The sequence below is a fragment of the Frisingicoccus caecimuris genome (assembly GCF_004340975.1).
Lineage (GTDB): Bacteria > Bacillota > Clostridia > Lachnospirales > Lachnospiraceae > Frisingicoccus > Frisingicoccus caecimuris.
This window is the reverse complement of record NZ_SLXA01000002.1, coordinates 84,790-104,954: the sequence shown is the minus strand read 5'-3', so window position 1 is coordinate 104,954 and position 20,165 is coordinate 84,790. Positions and strand designations below refer to the sequence as shown.

General features: G+C 42.6%; 24 protein-coding genes. 21 read left to right on the top strand and 3 right to left on the bottom strand.

Translation table 11 applies throughout. The features are described 5' to 3' along the window. The first annotated feature begins 91 nt into the window (after positions 1-91). From EV212_RS02915 to EV212_RS02870, 10 genes are all read left to right on the top strand, one after another. Positions 92-1,705, top strand: a complete 1,614-nt coding sequence (locus EV212_RS02915; RefSeq protein ID WP_132088632.1) for an ABC transporter substrate-binding protein — start codon at positions 92-94, stop codon at positions 1,703-1,705. Between the two features lie 183 nt (positions 1,706-1,888). Beyond that, positions 1,889-2,821, top strand: coding sequence for an ABC transporter permease (locus EV212_RS02910; RefSeq protein ID WP_132088630.1), 933 nt, complete (start codon positions 1,889-1,891; stop codon positions 2,819-2,821). A 3-nt stretch (positions 2,822-2,824) separates the two neighbouring features. After that, on the top strand, positions 2,825-3,736 hold the full coding sequence (locus tag EV212_RS02905; RefSeq protein WP_132088627.1) for an ABC transporter permease: 912 nt from the start codon (positions 2,825-2,827) through the stop codon (positions 3,734-3,736). 14 nt (positions 3,737-3,750) lie between these two features. Further along, a complete protein-coding gene (locus EV212_RS02900; protein WP_132088624.1) occupies positions 3,751-4,740 on the top strand; it encodes an ABC transporter ATP-binding protein in 990 nt (329 codons plus the stop codon). Beyond that, positions 4,737-5,717: an ABC transporter ATP-binding protein gene (locus EV212_RS02895; RefSeq protein WP_132088621.1), complete on the top strand. Its 981-nt coding sequence runs from the start codon at positions 4,737-4,739 to the stop codon at positions 5,715-5,717. The genes EV212_RS02900 and EV212_RS02895 overlap by 4 nt, the downstream gene beginning before the upstream one ends. A 24-nt stretch (positions 5,718-5,741) precedes the next feature. Then, positions 5,742-6,815, top strand: a complete 1,074-nt coding sequence (locus EV212_RS02890) for a mandelate racemase/muconate lactonizing enzyme family protein (protein ID WP_132088618.1) — start codon at positions 5,742-5,744, stop codon at positions 6,813-6,815. Positions 6,816-6,830: 15 nt separating this feature from the next. Next, positions 6,831-8,204, top strand: coding sequence for a transglutaminase-like domain-containing protein (locus tag EV212_RS02885; RefSeq protein WP_132088615.1), 1,374 nt, complete (start codon positions 6,831-6,833; stop codon positions 8,202-8,204). Between the two features lie 155 nt (positions 8,205-8,359). Next, entirely contained in the window at positions 8,360-9,169 is an 810-nt protein-coding gene (locus EV212_RS02880; protein WP_132088612.1) for a hypothetical protein, read from the top strand. A 3-nt stretch (positions 9,170-9,172) separates the two neighbouring features. Then, positions 9,173-9,838 (top strand): response regulator transcription factor, encoded by a 666-nt coding sequence (locus EV212_RS02875; RefSeq protein ID WP_132088609.1) that lies wholly within the window; start codon positions 9,173-9,175, stop codon positions 9,836-9,838. Positions 9,839-9,872: 34 nt separating this feature from the next. After that, a complete protein-coding gene (locus EV212_RS02870; protein ID WP_132088606.1) occupies positions 9,873-11,264 on the top strand; it encodes a sensor histidine kinase in 1,392 nt (463 codons plus the stop codon). A 139-nt stretch (positions 11,265-11,403) separates the two neighbouring features. On the opposite strand, the gene EV212_RS02865 is transcribed toward EV212_RS02870, so the two are convergent. The 3 genes from EV212_RS02865 to EV212_RS02860 all read right to left on the bottom strand — a co-directional run bounded on the left by EV212_RS02865 (position 11,404) and on the right by EV212_RS02860 (position 13,606). Beyond that, positions 11,404-12,549, bottom strand: a complete 1,146-nt coding sequence (locus EV212_RS02865) for a tyrosine-type recombinase/integrase (protein WP_132088604.1) — start codon at positions 12,547-12,549, stop codon at positions 11,404-11,406. 178 nt (positions 12,550-12,727) lie between these two features. Then, positions 12,728-12,823, bottom strand: coding sequence for a putative holin-like toxin (locus tag EV212_RS13845; protein ID WP_330570430.1), 96 nt, complete (start codon positions 12,821-12,823; stop codon positions 12,728-12,730). Between the two features lie 195 nt (positions 12,824-13,018). After that, positions 13,019-13,606 (bottom strand): helix-turn-helix domain-containing protein, encoded by a 588-nt coding sequence (locus EV212_RS02860; protein ID WP_207669054.1) that lies wholly within the window; start codon positions 13,604-13,606, stop codon positions 13,019-13,021. 132 nt (positions 13,607-13,738) lie between these two features. Between EV212_RS02860 and EV212_RS02855 the strand changes: the two genes are divergently transcribed. The 11 genes from EV212_RS02855 (at position 13,739) to EV212_RS02810 (ending at position 20,014) form a co-directional block, all read left to right on the top strand. Further along, positions 13,739-13,933, top strand: coding sequence for a helix-turn-helix domain-containing protein (locus EV212_RS02855; protein WP_132088598.1), 195 nt, complete (start codon positions 13,739-13,741; stop codon positions 13,931-13,933). A 29-nt stretch (positions 13,934-13,962) separates the two neighbouring features. After that, entirely contained in the window at positions 13,963-14,163 is a 201-nt protein-coding gene (locus EV212_RS02850; RefSeq protein ID WP_132088595.1) for a hypothetical protein, read from the top strand. Next, positions 14,163-14,441 (top strand): hypothetical protein, encoded by a 279-nt coding sequence (locus EV212_RS02845; RefSeq protein ID WP_132088592.1) that lies wholly within the window; start codon positions 14,163-14,165, stop codon positions 14,439-14,441. The genes EV212_RS02850 and EV212_RS02845 overlap by 1 nt, the downstream gene beginning before the upstream one ends. Continuing rightward, positions 14,441-16,273, top strand: coding sequence for a bifunctional DNA primase/polymerase (locus tag EV212_RS02840; protein ID WP_132088589.1), 1,833 nt, complete (start codon positions 14,441-14,443; stop codon positions 16,271-16,273). The genes EV212_RS02845 and EV212_RS02840 overlap by 1 nt, the downstream gene beginning before the upstream one ends. A gap of 335 nt (positions 16,274-16,608) precedes the next feature. Further along, entirely contained in the window at positions 16,609-16,827 is a 219-nt protein-coding gene (locus EV212_RS02835; RefSeq protein ID WP_132088586.1) for a hypothetical protein, read from the top strand. 126 nt (positions 16,828-16,953) lie between these two features. Further along, positions 16,954-17,361, top strand: a complete 408-nt coding sequence (locus EV212_RS02830; RefSeq protein ID WP_132088583.1) for a hypothetical protein — start codon at positions 16,954-16,956, stop codon at positions 17,359-17,361. Further along, a complete protein-coding gene (locus EV212_RS02825) occupies positions 17,358-17,549 on the top strand; it encodes a hypothetical protein (RefSeq protein ID WP_132088580.1) in 192 nt (63 codons plus the stop codon). The genes EV212_RS02830 and EV212_RS02825 overlap by 4 nt, the downstream gene beginning before the upstream one ends. A gap of 744 nt (positions 17,550-18,293) precedes the next feature. Beyond that, positions 18,294-18,497, top strand: coding sequence for a cold-shock protein (locus EV212_RS02820; RefSeq protein ID WP_132088577.1), 204 nt, complete (start codon positions 18,294-18,296; stop codon positions 18,495-18,497). 19 nt (positions 18,498-18,516) lie between these two features. Continuing rightward, a complete protein-coding gene (locus tag EV212_RS02815) occupies positions 18,517-19,116 on the top strand; it encodes a hypothetical protein (RefSeq protein WP_132088574.1) in 600 nt (199 codons plus the stop codon). A gap of 31 nt (positions 19,117-19,147) precedes the next feature. Then, on the top strand, positions 19,148-19,294 hold the full coding sequence (locus tag EV212_RS13400) for a hypothetical protein (protein ID WP_165873275.1): 147 nt from the start codon (positions 19,148-19,150) through the stop codon (positions 19,292-19,294). Between the two features lie 9 nt (positions 19,295-19,303). Further along, positions 19,304-20,014: a sigma-70 family RNA polymerase sigma factor gene (locus EV212_RS02810; protein ID WP_132088571.1), complete on the top strand. Its 711-nt coding sequence runs from the start codon at positions 19,304-19,306 to the stop codon at positions 20,012-20,014. Positions 20,015-20,165 lie beyond the last annotated feature (151 nt).

Genomic DNA, 20,165 nt, shown 5'->3' with positions numbered 1-20,165 from the left:
AAAAACTTAAAACTTTAAGTTTTGATAAAAACAAAATTAGACAAAAATTACCAAAAAAATTAGTCAAAACCCACAAAAAGGAGAGAAATTTATGAAGAAAAGACTTTTCAGCCTGTTTCTTGTATCCGCTATGGTAATAGGAAGCCTGACAGCCTGTGGCGGCGGTAAAGAAGAAACAAAGGCTGCAGAAACTACAGCAACTGAGACAACTGCAGCTGCTGACACAGTGACAGGAGACAAGATTCTCCGTGTGGCTTCCGAAGATCCACAGGTACCGCTGGATATGCAGCTGAATACCTATAGTATCATTATGAAAATCACAGATAACGTTACAGAGTCTCTGCTCTACACGAATCCGGAAGGTGAAGTTGTACCGCAGCTGTTAGCTGAGATGCCGACATTATCTGAAGACAAACTGACATATTCCTTCACTTTGAAAGAGGGTGTTAAATTCCATAATGGAGCACCTCTGACAAGTAACGATGTTAAATATTCTCTTGAAAGACTTGTTAAAAAGTTAAAGATGGGAAGCCTGCTCGAAAAAGTTGTAGGATATCAGGATTTATTTGATGGCAAATCGGATGAATTGAGCGGTGTCGTTGTTGTTGACGATTTACATTTCGAAATTCATATGTCCGAAGTTTACACACCACTTACATCTGTACTGTCCACACCTTATTGTGCAATTTATCCGGCTGAAGCTTGTGAAGCAGCAGGCGATAACTGGGGTATGACAGAACTCTACGGAACCGGCCCTTTCAAATTGGTAAGTTACCAGACAGGCGTTGGCGTTGAACTTGCCAGAAATGATGACTACTATGGTGATGTAGCAAAACTTGATGGTATTAAATATACATTTATTGACGATACGAACACGGGCGTTATGGAATATGAAAAAGGTAATATCGATGTTGTTTACATGGATTCCGCAACATATCCAACATATGCTGAAAAACTGAAAGACGAGCTTTACGGATTTAATCCGGTTGGCGGATATTATCTTGCATTTAACGTTAATACTATTCCGGAACTGGAAGTACGTCAGGCTCTGACTTATGCGGTTGACCGTACAGCTCTTTGTGAGAGCGTGTTATTCGGAACAGCTTCACCAAACTCCAATTTCCTTCAGGAAGGTCTGATTGGTGCAAGAGATGATATGGAACAGTTTGAATACAATCCTGAAAAGGCTAAAGAACTTCTTGCTGACGCAGGATACGCAGACGGTTATGATTTAAGAATCACTGTAAATACAAAATATCCTACAAGTGTTACGATCGGTACAGCTATCCAGGCTCAGATGAAAGAAGCTGGTATCAACGTTGAAGTTGAACAGGTTGATAGTGCTGCATGGACAGATATGAAGAAGAGCGGCGGTATTGACTGCTCTATTGGTAACTGGTATGTAGATTACAATGACCCTGACAGTATGTTATATCCTGTAAGTGATGGTCGTGTAGACCTGAACTCCATCTTCTGGCACAACGATGAATTCAAACAGTTAATGATCGACGGTGTACAGACAGATGATAATGCTGAAAGACAGAAAATCTATGCTCGTGCAGATGAAATTTTGACACATGAAGATTATGCAGTAGCAATGCTTTACAATGAAACAATTTACTATTTAAAGAAACCTTATGTAAAAGATTTTGAAGTAACATTCACATATCGTACAATGTTTGGAAATACAGATATTGAACAGTAATTTTTATTATTTGTGATAAGTAGTGGAGTATAGCTATAGCAGAGCCAATGGCGGTTAACTGCTATAGCTATACTTTGTAATGTGAGGACATTTAAGCTTTAGGGTGGAAAATGCCTATAGTGTTCGTAATGTCCGGCAACATATGCCGGCAATGACGGCGAAGATTAAAAAGGAGGGAAATCCTTGTTATCATACATTTTGAAACGTTTGGCGCAGACTGTTCTTGTTTTATTTGGAATCACGCTGATTACATTTATTCTCTTGAACGTCGTTCCGGGCGATCCGGTGGCGATGATGCTTGATAAGCGTGCCGATGAAGCAACGATTGAAAAAGTACGTCATGAGATGGGACTGGATGTGCCATTACCCGAACAGTATATTAATTTTGTGAAGGGCGCTGTACGTCTGGATTTCGGCAAATCTTATTTTACGAAAGAAAATGTTATGGATGCACTCGTTCGCAGCTTTAAAGTCACCGTTAAACTGGCAGCAATGTCATTTATATTTGCCTGCGTCATTGGTCTGACGTGTGGCATGATCGCCGCAGTGTACAGGGGGAAATGGATCGACTCGCTCCTAATGACGCTATCCATGGTCGGCGTTTCAGCGCCTTCATTCTGGATAGCGATCATCCTACAGATTGTCATCGGTTTGAAATTAGATTTACTTCCGATTTCAGGATTTGACGGCCCGTTGAATTATATCTTGCCGAGTATTGCGCTCGGAACACGGTATGCTGGAAGTATTGCCCGTATTACTCGAACAAGTATGTTGGACGTCATCAAACAGGATTATATTCGTACAGCTCGTTCGAAGGGAGTTAAAGAATTTCTTGTTATTATGAAACATGCTCTGAAAAATGCGATGATTCCAATCGTTACATTGGTTGGTACAGAACTTGGTTATATGCTGACCGGTTCCATGCTGATTGAAAAAGTATTTGCGATTCCTGGCATCGGTAAATTGGCTGTTGATGGTATGATGAATCGAGATCTGCCATTGCTCCAGGGAACGGTTGTCTATATCGCGCTTGTATTTGTTATTGTGAATTTAGTTGTGGATATTTCATATGCGTTTATTGACCCAAGAATCCGCTACGGGAAAGGAGGAGAATAATTTATGTTTAATAAACAGAAAAAATTCGAAGAAGCTGTCCTTTCCGGAGAGTATTCCAATGACGATATTGAATACTCCAGTTATTATAAAGATAGTTTTAAGCGTTTGAAAAAGAATAGGATGGCGATGGTTTGTGCGATTGTCATTATTCTTCTTGTGATTATTGCTGTTTTTGCACCAGTATTGGCGCCATATGATCCGGATGTGCAGGATTATGCCAATATTTTAAAGTCGCCTACCAAAGCCCATCTTTTGGGAACGGATGAGTATGGCCGTGATATCTTATCCCGCATTATCTATGGAACAAGGGTATCCTTGAGCGTTGGTCTTTTGGCTCAGGCTCTTGCTACAGTGATTGGTGTAACACTGGGAGCTCTTGCCGCATATTACGGCGGCTGGGTGGATACGGTGATTTCTCGTATCACAGAGATTTTCGCTGCGTTTCCGGATTTGATTTTTGCCATGGGCATTATGTTTGTTATCGGTCCGGGTATTAAAAATATTTTTATTGCTCTTGGCCTTTTGACCTGGGTGCGTACAGCCCGTATGATCCGAGGGCAGATTTTACAGTTAAAAGAGAAAGAATATGTGGAGGCAGCGAAAGCCAGCGGCGCCACTGCTTTTCATACGATTACAAAGCATTTGATTCCGAACTGTATTTCTACAGTTATCGTTCTTGTAACACTGGGTATACCAAATGCAATTATGTATGAGGCTTCTTTAAGCTTCCTTGGACTGGGTATTCAGCCGCCGACAGCGAGTTGGGGTTCTATGATCAGTTCTGCTCAGCCATTTATCAGTTACCTGCCAACTTACAGCATCTTTCCGGGTATTGCCATTATGATTACGGTTATTGCTTTTAATATTTTTGGCGATGGTCTTCGTGATGCCTTAGACCCTAAGATGAAGAATTAAAGGGAGGTCAGGTTATGTCAGAAAATCTACTTGAAGTTAAAAATTTGAAAACCTACTTTTTCACCGACGGCGGCGTTGTAAAGTCTGTGGATGATGTTTCTTTTAATGTTAAACCAGGAAAAACACTGGGAGTTGTTGGAGAGTCCGGCTGTGGCAAAAGTATTACATCTCTGTCCATTATGCAGTTGGTGGAGACTCCTCCGGGAAAGATTGTTGACGGTGAGATTATCTATAATGGTGAGAATCTTCTCGGTAAGGATAAGGATGAGATGCGTAAGATTCGTGGCGGTGAGATCGCCATGATTTTCCAGGAACCAATGACATCTTTAAATCCGGTGTTTACTGTGGGACAGCAAATTATGGAAGCGCTGATGATTCATACGGATATGGATAAGACAAAAGCGAAAGAACGTGCGATCGAGATGCTGAAACTGGTAAGAATTCCGTTGGCTGAGAAGCGTTTTAATGAGTATCCGCATCAGCTCTCCGGCGGTATGCGTCAGCGTGTTATGATTGCCATGGCGTTATCCTGTAATCCAAAGCTGCTCATCTGTGATGAGCCGACAACCGCTCTGGATGTAACTATTCAGGCCCAGATTCTGGACTTGATCAATGAACTGAAAGAAAAGCTCGGAACGTCAATTATGATGATCACTCATGATCTGGGTGTTATCGCAGAGGTAGCCGACGATGTTATGGTCATGTATGCCGGAAAGATTGTAGAATATGGTACGGCTGACCAGATTTTTGAAACGCCGATGCATCCATATACTCATGGTCTGATGAATTGCATTCCGAAGCTGAATGATGATAATGAAACCCGTCTCCACGTTATTCCAGGTATGGTCCCAAGCCCTGACCGGATGCCGAAGGGCTGTGCTTTCTGTCCAAGATGTTCAGAAGCAAAGAAAATCTGTGAAGAAAAAATGCCGGAACTGATAGAGATCGATGGACAGAAAGTCCGTTGCTTTAAATATACGAGCGAATGGGAGGAAGCCAAATGACAGAAAAGAGTAAAACTCCATTGTTGGAAGTAAAGGATTTGAAAAAATGGTTTCCTGCCAAAAAGTCGCCTTTTTCCAGAGAAAAAGTATTTATCAAGGCTGTTGATGGTGTGAGCTTCACATTGAATGAGGGAGAAACTCTGGGGGTTGTTGGCGAATCAGGTTGTGGAAAATCGACTATGGGCCGTTCGGTTCTCAGATTATTAGAGCCAACCGGAGGTCAGGTAATCTTTAACGGCGTTGATTATACGGCGCTGAAGGATAAGGAATTGAGAGATTCAAGGAAGGATCTTCAGATTATTTTCCAGGATCCGTATGCATCTCTGGATCCGCGTATGACTATTGGTGATATCATTGCGGAGCCGCTGGATATTCAGTTGAAGCTTCCGGCCAAAGAGCGGATGCAGAGAGTTCTTGAGACGATGGAGCGAGCCGGGCTGAATACTCGTTTCGTGAATCGTTATCCGCATGAGTTTTCTGGTGGTCAGAGACAGCGTATCGGTATTGCCCGGGCGATTGTTTTAAATCCGAAGATCATGGTCTGTGATGAACCGGTTTCTGCTTTGGATGTATCCATTCAGGCTCAGGTTATCAACCTGTTGATGGATCTGCAGAAGGAAATGGGTATGGCCTATATCTTTATCTCCCATGATCTGAGTGTTATCAAACATATTTCTGACCGGGTTGCCGTTATGTATCTGGGCCATCTGGTAGAAATTGCAGATAAAAAGGATATTTATGCTCATCCGATGCATCCGTATACGGTTGCGTTGTTATCTGCGATTCCGGTACCGGATCGGAAGCATAAGAAAGAAAAAATTGTTCTGGAAGGCGATCTGCCGAGCCCGGCGAATCCGCCATCCGGATGCGTGTTCCATACACGGTGTTATAAAGCGCAGGACATCTGTAAAACAGAGGTCCCTGAGTTAAAAGATTGTGGAAATGGACATTGCTGTGCATGTCATTTCCCTGAATAAAATATTTTCACGGGGGAATTGAAAATGAAAATTACAGGAATTAAAGTAAAACAGGTTGAGGTACCGCTGATTGAGCCATTTCGGATTTCACTCGGAGTCATTACTCATTCCCGGAGTGCTATTGTAGCCGTAGAAACGGATGAGGGACTTGTGGGATATGGTGAGGGCGCACCGGCCATATTGATCAGTGGAGAAAGTTTATCAGGAACAGCGGATGTCATTCATGCTTTTGAAAATGAATTGATCGGCGTAGATCCGACGGATCTTGAAAAAGTATACTGGATCATGGATCGTACGGCTGCTCATTCAGGCAGCGCAAAGACAGCCATTGATATTGCGTGTTATGATCTGCTTGGAAAGAAATCAGGACTTCCGGTATATAAACTTTTAGGCGGTCATCAAAATTATATCGATACGGATATGACTGTTGGAATTGATACACCGGAAATTATGGCGGCAAAGGCAAAAAAACATGTGGAAGCCGGTTTTGATACCATCAAGACCAAGGTGGGGACAACTTTTTCAGAAGATCTGGCCCGGGTAAAAGCCATCCGTGAGGCTGTTGGTGATGACGTGAAGATTCGTGTGGATGCCAATCAGGCATGGCATGCAAAAGAAGCTGTACGTTTGATTGAACGTCTGAATGAATATGATATTGAACTGGTAGAACAGCCGGTACCATATCATGATATTGCCGGTCTTGAGTATGTTACAAAGCATTCCACTGTTCCGGTCATGTCGGATGAGAGTTGTTTTAATTCAAAAGATGCGCTTCGTCTCGTAGAGCGTCGTGCCGTTGATTATTTAAATATTAAACTCATGAAATGCGGCGGAATCCGGGAAGCACTAAAAATCAATGCGATATGTGAAGCGGCCGGAATCGAATGTATGCTTGGCTGTATGGCAGAAGAAAGTAATCTGGGAATCACAGCCGCAGCCAGCCTTGGAGCCGCTATGAAAAATATTACTCGTGCGGATCTGGATGCAACCTTCACTTTGACAGATTTGCCTTTCAAGGGCGGCATGTATGTTGAAAATACAAAGAGTCTTGTATTACCAGAAGAGCCGGGATTTGGTTTTATAGGATTTGAAAAATAATGGGGGAATAGACAAATGTATCAGGATTTATCATTTATGAGAATACCTCTGCCGGAGGATGTATTAAAGCTGAAAAGTTTTGGTGATTTTGAAGGTGCTCAGAAAATGATTCAGCATTTTTTGAGCAAGGACATTCCACAGTCGCTTCGTAAGCGCCTGGAGATTGAAGAAGATATTCTTCAGATGATGGGGAATGACGAGTACCCATATACTTATGAAGAAGCATTAGAAATTATGTCCAGTCATTTGAAAGACTTCAAAGAAGAAGAATTGCGCGATCTGAAAGAAATCAGTGCGGCGGACTGGATTTATATTGATGGTACTGTGCATTTTCAACGTCGTTTCTATGAAAATCTTATTAAGACCCGACCGGATCTGGCAGCACGGGTGATGGTCCAGGATGTGGACGATGCTCAGGCAAACGAGCAGAAACAGAAACTTTTGAATGACAATGTAAAATATATGAAGGAGCATGGCGGCCGCAGCGTACGTACACAGATTCGATCGACAATCAAAGCCAAAAAGGAATTCGAAGAAGTCGGACGTAAAGTCCGCGTGCACCTGCCGGTTCCGAAAATCTGTCAGCAGGTTTCTAATATCAAAATTCTTGCATCCTCACCGGAGATTGCCTATATTGCACCGGAAAATGCACCTCAGCGGACTGTATATTTTGAGACAGAACTCCAGCCGGATCAGGAATTCATGGTGGAATATGTTTATGATTATCATGTAGATTATGTGGAGCTGGACCCGGCTAAGGCGGCAGCTGATCAGCCAGATTTTTGTCTGGAGGAACAGGCACCGCACATTGTGTTTACACCTTATCTGAGAGAACTTCGAGATGAGCTTGCCGGAGACGAGACAAATCCTGTCATCCTTGCGCGCAGATTCTATGATTTTGTGACAACGAAGGTTATGTATTCCTATATGCGTGAATATTTCACGATTGATTGTATTCCGGAATATTGTGCGGTAAACCAGAAAGGAGACTGCGGTGTACAGGCATTGCTGTTTATTACACTTTGCCGTATGTCGGGTATTCCTGCCCGTTGGCAGTCCGGTCTTTATGCGACGGAGTTTTACACAGGCTGTCACGACTGGGCTCAGTTCTATGTAGAGCCTTACGGATGGGTATTTGCCGATCCGTCTTTTGGAGGCAGCGCCTGGCGTTCGGGCAATACCGAACGCTGGAATTACTATTTCGGCAACCTGGATATCTTCCGTATGCCGGCCAACTCTGAAATTCAGATGGAATTTATGCCGGAGAAAAAATGGCTTCGCGGTGATCCGATTGATAATCAACGCGGTGAGTTCGAATATGAGGACCATGGTCTTCGCTATTCTCAGTTGGAAGTCAACCAGGAACTTATTTCCATGGAAGAGATTTAGAAAAAATATATTTTGGGAGCAGCTTCAGGGCTGCTCCTTTTGTATGTCAGGAGGTGGCCTGAAATTGATTTTGGAGAAATCGGTTGCAGCGGAGGACGGGAGCATAGTATAATAAAACTATCTATGTGAATTTGTACTGGAAAGGAATATACGACATGGGGAAAAAGGTTCTTATTGGCTGTATTGCTATTATTGGTGGGGTTTTTCTTGTTTTTGGGATTATTGTTGCCTATTTTGTCGTTTCTGATTTTAAGCAGGAAGCCAGGTTGGATACAGAGTTAGAAGAGATTTATGAATTATCGTCGGATCCTGAAAACATGAATTTAAAAGAAATCAATTTGAGATTGAACCGGGTAGTGACGAAGGATGATTATGCGGTGGTCGAGAAGGCCATGAAAGCGTATATTTCGGATATGTTCGAAAATAATCTGAATATCATAACACTTCTGGATGATGAGGCGCTGGTATGTGTCCTTACTTGGGAAAATTATGAGAATGACGGGCCGGATTTTACCCGGACGAAAAAATATATCAGCCGTATGCGAGGCGCATTTCAGGAATGTAAAAGGAATCATAAGGAGCTTTTGACAGAGGACAAATTGAGATCATATATTGAGAATTGCGCTTTGGACAGCTATTATCTGGATTTTTATGAAGAAAGAATGGGTACCTTGCTGGAGTGGGATACGGGTGGCAGTGTAGAAGAATCTCTTGATTTCATGCTCGAACTTATGGATGTATATGAAGGGGTCATCTGTTTCCTTTCAGATAACAGGGAGTCATGGAAAGTTGAAGACGGATATATTACTTTTGAGAATGATGAGCTGGCGGCTAAATATGACAGTTTGCTTTATGAATTATATGAGGATGATGCATATACGGAGGAAGTGCCTCCAGAGGATGAGGGAATGGGATTGATTCAATTGAATTTGGTATTCCATCAGGAGAGAAAAGTGGGAGAGTAAAATATGTCAGGTAAAAACAGAATTTTAATTGTTGAGGATGAAGAAGCTATTGCCAAAATGATTGCAATGAATCTGGAAGTCTCCAATTATGATACGGAGATTTACTATAATGGCAGCGAGGCGGAAGCCGCATTAGTTCAGGATCATGACTATGATCTGGGACTTTTGGATGTGATGCTTCCGGGAAAGGATGGATTTGAATTACTGGGTGATATGAAAAAATACGATATACCGGTGATTTTCCTGACAGCGAAGGATGATCTGGAATCAAAAATCCAGGGTTTGAAGGGCGGGGCTGAGGATTATATCGTTAAGCCTTTTGAGATATTGGAATTACTTGTCCGCATGGAAAAGATATTGGAACGGACGAATAAGCTGAGTCAGACAATTAAAATTCTCAATATGGAAATCAATTTTGAGGAACATTCTGTCAAGCAGAATGGACAGGAGGTCTTGTTAAAGCCGAAAGAATTTGAACTTTTATGTGTTCTGGCGAAAAATAAGAATATCGCTATATCCAGAGAAAACCTGCTCCGTATGGTTTGGGGGATCGAATATATGGGAGAGACCCGAACGGTAGATGTGCACGTAGGCCAGCTTCGGAAAAAACTCGGGCTATCGGAGCATATTAAGACCATCTCAAAAATGGGATACCGATTCGAAGAGTAAACTGCAGCGAGATGATTATTTGGAGGCGCGGAACGTGAAATTAAGGACAAAAATTCTGTGGATCAGCTGTATGGCTCTTTTAGCCGCTTCTTTACTGGGGGATGTGCTTATTTTAAGCATAACCGGAAAAAGCCTTAAGAACGAGGCGACGATACGGGCTTACCAGAATTTTTATGAAATGACCGGTGAACTGGAGCAGGGATTGCTCCAAAAGATGGACGCGGAGGCAAAGCCGCTCTATCTGGAACATTATTTTAAAAAGTTGAAGGATGATTATTCGATATGCTTTTTACGGTCGGGAAATACGGAAGAAGCTAACGGAATCCGGCAAATTTATAATCATACGGCCCTTTCTGCAGAAGAACTTTCGCAGCTGAGTTTTAAAAATTATGAGGACGGCGATATAACCTGTGCCGATTATTCCTGGGGCAATACGGATTATGTCGTTTTTCATAAGAATATTCAGAGCGAAATCGATGTCTACCGGGTTGCTTCTATGGACGAGGTTCAAAAAAATGTTCGGCGTCTGACCGGATATGTATTGGCGATTACATTTGGCGTGGTCGGTCTGACAACAGGAATTTTGTTCATCATATTAAGGCATATCCTTCAGCCTCTTCAGGAATTGAACGAGACGACAAAACGGCTGGCTGAGGGAAATTACGACCAGCGGGTGACCGTCCGTCGGAAGGATGAAATCGGTCAGCTGGAGGAAAGCTTTAATAAAATGGCCGAAGCTGTAGAAACGAGTACGCGCAGTCTGGAAGAATCCGAGAAACGAAAGACATTGTTTATGGGGAACCTGACTCACGAATTAAAGACGCCGATGACGGCCATTTCCGGCTATGCCCAGACCTTGCTTTCCACAAAGCTCAGCCGGGAAAATCAGGAGGCGGCTCTGCTTTATATTTATGAAGAATGTGGACGTTTGGAACGGCTCTCCAAAAAGATGATGAAGCTTTTAGAACTGGATCAGGAGGACTCTCTCGTTTTTACAGACACACCGGTGAGCCGTCTCTTTGAAGCGGCGGAAAAATCCTGTGATGTGATCCTGAAGGACAAGCAGATGACATTGGAATGTATTGAGCATGGAGAGCATTTTCCGATGGACCTGGATTTGATGACGGACGTCCTGATCAATTTGATTGACAATGGCGTTAAAGCCAGTGACTGTGGCGGAAAGATTGTTCTCCGGGCCTATGATAATATTATTGAGGTGCAGGACTTCGGACAGGGAATCCCGGCGGAGGAACAGGAAAAAATTATGGAACCTTTTTATATGGTCGACAAATCCAGAAGCCGGAAGAGCGGCGGAGCCGGGCTCGGCCTGGCGCTCACAGCCCTGATCGCCAAACGGCATAATATATCGATTCAGATTGACAGCAAAGAAGGGAACGGTACCCGGATAATTTTACAATTTGTCTAAATTCAGGCTGTTTTTGGCCAAGCCACATAACAACAGGAAAAACCGCTGAAACCCTTGAAAATACTGGGGAAACAGCGGTTTTGCTTTGTCATTTTTAAGGCTTAAAAATAAGTGATAAGTGGTTCCGGTTAGTAACAGATTAGTAACAAATTTTAATCTTCTCAATTTCATGTCTCAGGTCCTCAATTTCCCTGTGGCCGTATATCTGGTTGGTGATATCGTTGCCGAAGGAATGGCCAAGCATACGCTTCCGGTCATTCTCTGAAACGCCATATCGTTCACACAGAGCTGAGAAGGTATGACGACAATCGTGAGGTGTATGTCTTGCCATGCCAAGGCGTTCCAGCGTCTCATACATGGCAGCTCTGAATTGAGGGACAGAAACATCTAGGAGCGGCCTTTTTCTCCGTGTACGGCGTTTTACAAGGTCATAAATTCCCGAATGAATCGGGACAATCCGGTCTTTTCCTGCTGCCGTCTTGACACCGCCTTTGAAGTACCGGTCCTTCAGGTCTATTTTTAGTGTCTTATAGGCGGTAATTCGGAAACCGGAATAGCACATGATCAAAATCATTTCAACAATGCTATCATCTTTGTACTCCCATAGCTGCTTTAACTCCTGTTCTGTGAACGCTTCGCCGTGTTCCACATCATTTCGGATATGGACCTTTACATGGGCCGAATAGTCTTTGTCGCAAAGCTCATACATCTCGGCGTAGGCGTACATCTGATTGAGCAGGCTGACCATATTCCGTAAGCTGGAATATTTGAGAGGGCAGCAGTCAATGACCTCCTGTAGGTCATCGTGACGAAGTTCGCTGAAGGTGCGCTCATGCAGTTCTGAACAGTTCCGGAACGCCGCACGGAGTGAAAACTTTAAGGCGTTGGAATATTCCCGGGATTTATCCCTTTCAAATTTGTACCGGTAGAATTCCTCATATACTTCTGAAAATGTCTTGCCGGGAGTTTCCTGAGTTTTACCGGTTATTTTAATATAGTCGGTCAATATGCGGTTTATAACAGCAGTGTCGCCAGATTGCGGCAGATCAGCCAGATCAAGCTCCATGCCTGGCTTATATGTTCCGGCGTGATAGGCCGTGAGGACAGCAAAGCCTTTCATCCAGTCATCAACATAGCAGAGAGCCTTCGGAGTCACAGGAACACCGTCAAGCGTGAATTCTTTCGTTGGCGGATGAACGGCATAAGGGTTGCGCCGGCCTTTGCCGAGAAACTTGATTGACCCAAAACCATTAGGAAGTTTTGGATATTTTTTTCTTTTTGCCATTTATATACATTCCTTCCATTCTGGCCGGGCGGGCTTTGGAAGGTTTGACATTTTTGGTATATTTGATATAATATACTTAACAAGGGAGCCGGAAGGTGAGCGCGCATCACCCGACCCGGCGAAAGTTAGTATTTACTATAAGAATAGCCGTTCCTAAACTTTGACGAGAGCAGGACGGCTATTTCTTATTTTTCAGATTCAGAATAGCGACGATTAAAAGAGCAATGCTCAAAATAATCTGAAATTCTTCATATGTACTCATAATAATCACCACCCTCCGTAAGGTCTCGGATTAGGTGAAAGCACGTCCCCCGGCTGCCCAGGTAAGTATATTATATTTTCAAGGTTCTGACCTGTCCGAAAAAACGAACGAAGCTCAAATGAGCGTTATCGACGAAAGGGATATTTCCGGGGGTGTCGGGAAACGCGACACCCTAAATTTAGTGAGTATAATTTTAGACTGGGTTCTCTATTCATCTTTGTTTAAATTTTCCCAGTAAGTGCGATGTAAATATTTATTTTCGTATAAATCCATCACTAGTTCCATTAGCTGACCTTGTTTAGAATCAGTAAAAACAAGGTAATAGGATAAGAAGTCTATGATATCTAAAAGGCTTCCATAAGGTTGTGAATCGATGAGGTGTTCAAATAGTTCACGACCTAGTATCTCTGTCACATCTCCGAAATATTTCCGACGCTCGTTTACATTTTCTATTTCATTTCCTAGAGAGATATAATTATCAATTTTTGCCTTTAAATCATTTATATCTTCAGGAGAAAAACAATAACGTTCTTCTGAAATATTTCTTTTTAAACCAATTAATTCTGAAGCATATACTTTGTTTGCAATTTCGGGGATGTCGTTCCATTCTGCCAAATCTTCAATTTCGACACCTAAAGCGGAGGCAATTTTTTTTAAAGTTTCTATTTTAGGTTTTCGTTTTCCATTTTCATATTGAGCAAGATTTTGTTGTGAAGTGCCGAGTATTTCAGCAAGTTTTTTTTGAGTAAGTCCTGCTTTTTTTCGAGCTTGTTTTATTCTTTCAGAAGTTTGCATTATATCACCTCTCCTATACGATAACATAACTATGAAAAAAAAACAATCAAAAGATTAAGAAAATAGGTTGACACAATCGAAAATATGTATTAATCTAAAATTACAATCAAATGATTGAATGGAGGTGAGAAAATGAAACTCGACAGAAAGAAATATGAGCTTGCAAGAGCGCGGGCATGTATGGGGCAGAAAGATTTAATAGCTGCCGGCATCCCAAAAGGGACGTTATGTCGGATAATCGGTGGCGCTGAGCTTAGACCAGAGACGGCTGGCCGAATTGCTAAGGCGCTTGGTGTTGATGTAACTGAAATCATTGAAGAAAATTAGCCGGGCGGGCTTTTGGAAGGGATGATTGAATGAGAAAAGAAAAAGAAACGATGTCGGCAGCAGAAGCAGCCAGAATTCTTGGGTGTTCACCGGAAGCCGTGAGGCAAAGAATCCGGCTTGGTATTTGGAAGTTTGGAGAATGTATTCCAGGCAAAAAGACTGGACACAAATCGGATGTTTTTGTTATCTATCGGCGGAAGCTGTACCAACACATGGGCAGGGATAGCTGATGGCATCCAGAGAAGAATTATTGCGGAGCATCCGGCCAGGCATGAGGCTTGATAAGAATTTCTTCTTGAAGATCTACGGCTATGAATTAACTTGGCCAGGATTTGCCGAGGCTGCTCTGACAAAGCTTCAGGGCGCCGGATGTAACAAAGCCAGAAATTATTATACTTGCATTGTCGTAGAGCAGCAGTATAACGATGAATCAGTTTTGAAAAATGTTGCCGAATGGTATGTGAAGCAGGATTTTTATGGAAAGAAGGTGAATGAATCACGGACATAATGAAACAATGGGCGTTTATATATGCAGACCTTGGTCTTGCAGTATTCCCACTTATGTCCCGAAGTAAACATCCTATCGTGGAGAATGGCTTCAAAGTGGCTACAACTAATAAAGAGCAGATTGATGAGTGGTGGAATCGCTGGCCAGATGCCAATATTGGGATTGCGACTGGAAGTATGTCGGGCGGATTAGTCGTGATTGACTTGGATGTGGACAAAAATAAGGGCGTCAATGGCTATGAAATATTAAAAACATGGCAGCGCGATAATGGAGAACTTCCGGAAACATGGACAAGCATTACAGGCCGCGGTGGATATCATTTGATTTACAAAGATTCAGCAGTCCATCGGAGCCGGATAGGATTGTATGATGGTGTAGATATCCGAGCAGAAGGTGGTTACATTATAGCACCACCGAGTATCCACCCTAACGGTAATCAATATGAGTGGGAAATAGGTCCGGGAGATTGTAAAATTGCTCAAGCAGATAATAATGTTATTAATTTCCTCATTGGGCCAGTCCCGGAAGGTTGGGAACAGAAGCGCTTTGAGATGCCCGAAACGATACCCGATGGAGAGCGGCACAGTGCATTAATCAAGCTTGTGGGAAGTCTTAAGGCAAAAGGGCTGGATAACGAGGCTATAAAAGCGGCAGTCAGGACAGAAAATGAAAAGAAATGTATGCCACCACTTACAGATGCAGAGTTGGATAAAGAAATATTTCCCGCTCTCAAAAGAGGATGGCAAGCGACGGCCCCGTATAGCACACCTTATGACAAAGGGAAATTTAGGCAGCAGAAAAACCACAGCCTTGAAATGGCCGTAGCAGATAGCGCAGAAGAAAAGACGCCCGACTGGCTAATCACTGGTTATATGCCCCGCTATCAGATTACTTCTCTGGCCGGAGACGGTGGCAGCGGTAAAACAACAGTATGGTGTGCAATTGCGGCGGCAGTCAGCAGTGGCCGAAAAACTTTTTTTGAACAGTTTTTACCTGAAGATTGGGGGAAAGGCGAACCCAAAAAGGTAATGTTCTTTTCGGCTGAGGATTCGGTTGAATACACGCTCAAACGGCGGTTAAGAAAGAACGGCGCAAATCTGAAAAATATTATGTTTATTGATATTGCGGATGATAGATTTCAAGATATTAAATTTAATGGTCCATTCCTTGAACAGCTTATCGAAAAATATCGGCCAGCTTTGTGTATTTTCGACCCAATACAGGCGTTTGTCCCACCCGATATCAGAATGGGCGATAGAAATGCCATGAGGAATTGTCTGGCTCCCTTAATTGGCTACGGTGAGAAATATGGGACCACTTTCTTGATTGTAGAGCATGCAAACAAACAGTCTGGCGTATGGGGAAGAAAGCGAATTGCCGACAGTGCCGATATATGGGATATAAGTCGCTCTGTGATTATGGCCGGAGAAACCAATGAAAAAGGAATCCGGTATTTATCACATGAAAAATCAAATTATGGGCCTACCGGTAGCACAGTATTATATTGTATCGCCGATGAAGTTATTCAGTTTAAAGGATACAGCGATAAAAAAGACAAGGATTTCGTGACAGAGGTGGATTACTCAACCAGACAAGCCCCTCAACGGGGAGAAGCAAAAGCATTTATTCTTGATTTCTTGAAGGATGGAGAGAAGGAAGTTGCAGAGCTGGACGAAATGGCCAAAGCAATGAGCATTAGTGAGCACACTTTAAAAAGGGCGAAAGCAGATTTGAAAAAAGATGGCAAGATAAAGTATAGACCAGTAACTAAAGGTGATAAGCAAGGATTCAAGTATTACATATCCCTTACAGACATAAATGAAGTGGGCTAAAAGAGTAAAAATCCTTATAAATACTATGTTTTCTCTTTTGTACCAAGGTGGGCCAGAAGAGAAAAGAGAAAACTCTTTTGTACCAAGGTGGGCCAGAAGAGAAAAATCAGTAAAATCAAGGCTTTGAGCCTTATTAGACCACTTATGTTATGTATATAGGGATGGTGGACCAGTAAAAAGGATGGTGAGAATATGAGTAGTAAATCAAAAACAGGTAGTGAAAATGGCTTTCGGGTAATCAGTGAACCTGGTCTTCGTAGTTCAAAAAAGCAGAAGGCGCAGCTTCAATCTCGGATGTTTGAGTTTAGCCGAATGAAAAAGCGAGGTAAGAAACGATGAAGATATTTACCCAGGACCGGACACGGATATTCAGCTTTTCCGGTGATGTTTGGGCAACGGAAACACCAGACGGCGGACACGTTGTGGCTGAGAAAGCGAATGGTAGCCCGTACATTGGTACATATAAGGATATTGACCGGGCCAGCGAAGTGTTGAAAGAAATCTTCCAGTATTATCGTGATGGCAAGAAAAGCTATATCATGCCATTGGAATGAAATAAAGAAAAAGCCCTATGTCAAAGCCGGGCGGGCTTTGGAAGGCATAGGGCAGCATGACCGGAGCCATGCGAAACAATCCAACTACATAATAGCATGGAATCCGGGGAAAGGTAAAGGGATTTTATGAAAAATAATTTAGTTACAGACATAAAAACCGCTGTGAATTTATTTAGGGATATGCGCAAAGAAAGGAAAAATGGTTGTAATATTGAGGTTAAAAAGGTTGTAGATGTGCCTATTATTAATTGTGGCCCAACTTTTTTAAATACCGTGGAGGGATGTAGGCTTATAAATGGCGAATATCAGATATTTGAGAGCGCAAAACAGGCATATGATAAGCTTTCGCAGGATGAAAAGTATAAGCTGGCACATGCTCCTAAAGATGGTGAATTTATTGCGCGGGCGCGCTTTTGGAAAAGTGTGTTAAAGCCGGTTATGGATTCAAAACAGTACAGAACGTCTATGTATTTAATATTGAGCTGGTATATACATATTAAACAAATGAGCGTGAAAGGCGGTGCAGTAGCATGAACAAGATGTGTTTGTCTGATTTATCTGCCGAGCTTAGTGGAATATCAATGATAATTACGGGATTATCAAACCATATTGACGAGGACTGTACTAAGTTAAATGCAGCAGCATTTCAACAGGCCTTGTTCGGTGTGACCTGTTGTTTAGACCGTATAGCTGATGATTTGGGCAAAATGTCAATTGAATAGCGATATTTCGACTTTCATGGAATGGTGCGCCAACACCGGAATCCGGCGGCGGATGAGATAAAGAAACGTTATGCCATGGAATAATGAAGGACGGCTTCACATAGGTAAAAACCTGAAATCAAAGTGTACTCGGAAATACTCAGATGAAATGTTAAGGTTGAAAAATGCTAACAAATGCTAAGGTATTCGGACATTTTGGACACCTTAAAAAGGCGGATAAACAATACTGTCAAAATGACAGTTTTGAACGGATGCGGCCCGGTGTGCTACCAATACTACCGGGCCTTAAAAGATAAAGGATGGTGATTGGATGATAAAGATTAAGATATCCTACAATACAGACCAGGAGCTGGAGCATGTTGCTCGGCTACTCTCCCCGGCCCTGAAGTCGTGTAAGATTTCAAGGAATAAAGAAGGTCGTTATAAAAAGGCTTATGCTGAGCTTGTTAATGAACGGTTTTCGCGAACGTTCCAAAACGACGAATGAGAGGTGGTGGCGAATTATGAAAATATAAAGGAGAAGAGGGTTAACCACCGAAGTACAAATGAACTATGCGAAATACAGGTGATTTGATTGCCTACCCCCATCCATTATGTTATAATGATTCTGTAAATAAAATATTAAAGTACCCCAGGTCTTGTCCTGGAAGCCATAGGGCGCGGGAATAGTTTATTCATGATTGAGTAATCTGTTTCGGCGCTTTTTTTATTTGGTGCGGGAAGATAGAAAGGAGTAGTGAAATAATGCAGCAGGGCGTAGTGAAGTGGTTTGATCCAGTAAAAGGCTATGGATTTATTGCCGGCGAAAACGGAAAAGATGTTTTTGTTCATCAAAGCAATGTGCTTATGAATGGATTTCGTTTTTTGGAAGCAGGACAGAAGGTCAGTTATTGGGTTGAACCAACAGAAAAAGGTAATAAAGCGGTAAATGTAGTGATTGTAAAATAAAAAATGGAGGAAGGAAATAATGAGTTTTAAGAGTGAGTTGCAGAGCGTCGTTACAATACATCAGAATGATCTTAATTCAGTAATTAAACAAATCAAAGAGATGGCTGAAGGTGGAAATTATACGCCACAGGGATTAGAGAATCAGGTGAAAGAGATTAATGCGGAATTTCAGGAAACGGCTGAAAAAAATCAGCAAAGAGGTTTGCAGATTATCAGTCAAGCTGAAGAATATTTTAAAAACAGAAATCAGAGCAATACAGTGAACAATCTTCGTGATCCAGGATATCAGGCTGGATTGGCTAATGTGTTAAAGATGATTGAAAAGGGCGCTTTATCCGAGGATGATTTTAAAGATGTTATTGCTGCTTATAAAGATGATGCGTTGTCTATGAAATCTATCCGTATGGCATTGGGTGAGAACCGGAACAGTGCCGTATTCGCCCAGTATATTCCATTGTCTCGGGAAGATAAGCTGGAAGTATTTGAACAGCTACGGAAGAATGTTGCAAAATTTATTCGTCCTGTCAGTGTCGATAATAATTATGCTGCCCTGATGTCTATCGGATGGCTTCAGGAAGCATTGAAAAATCTGGATGATAATCTTCAGTTAATTGAGTAGAACAAGATAGTAGATGTGGGGAGTGGGTACCGTGACCAATGAGGAACTGGTAAGCAGAATACAGGCCGGAATTGATGTGGCCGAAAATATGGTTGACCTATGGCAGCAGAACCGGGGATTTATTGGCCAGATGGCCCGGAAATACAGCCAACTGGCTGAAGAGGATGATTTAATCTAGGAGGGTTATATTGGTCTGTGTAAGGCTGTTGATGGTTATAAGTCTGGCCAGGGCGGCAATTTTCTCACATATGCCGGTTACTGGATAAGGCAGACCATGACCCGGTATATCCAAAATAGCGGTACGGTACGCATACCGGTTAATCGCCAGACGGACATCTGGAGATATCAGAGGGTTCGGAGTGATTTCCGGAAAGAGTATGGCAGAGAACCGGAAATCTACGAATTGGCCAGGATTTTAGGCGTATCCTATAAAGAGGTAAAGGCATTGGAAAAAGATGCCGAATGGGGCCATATATCAAGCACAGAGACACCCGTCGGAGACGACGAGATAACTCTTGGAGAGCTGCTGCCGGGATGTGAAGGGATAGAAGATGATATCATTGAGGAAGCCGACAGGGAAGCGCTGAAAGGAATCCTTTGGCCAATGGTGGATGAATTACCAGGGCAGCAGTCGACGGTGATCCGGGCCAGATTCAAAGATGAACTTACTTTGAAGGAAGTCGGAGAAATGATTGGCGGCGCACCGGACCGGGCGAAACAAGTAGGAATGAAGGCTCTGAGGGAGCTTAGAAAACCATCCAGAGCAGAGAAGCTCCGGCCGTACATGGAACAGTATATCATGGCCCATGCTTTTAATGGATGCGGTGTTGATACATTTAACCGGACCTGGACCAGCTCGACAGAACGGACAGCGTTGAGGGTGATGGAGAGATTGTAAATCGGTGATTAAGCTCATTATAAATATGAAGTAAGTAACCCGGTTAGTAACACGTTAGTAACAAAAAAGCCCGGAAACCCGCATAAATGCGTTATATAATTTACAATTTGTTTAAAAAATGATGAATACTTGATGTAAGAACTCGTGTTAG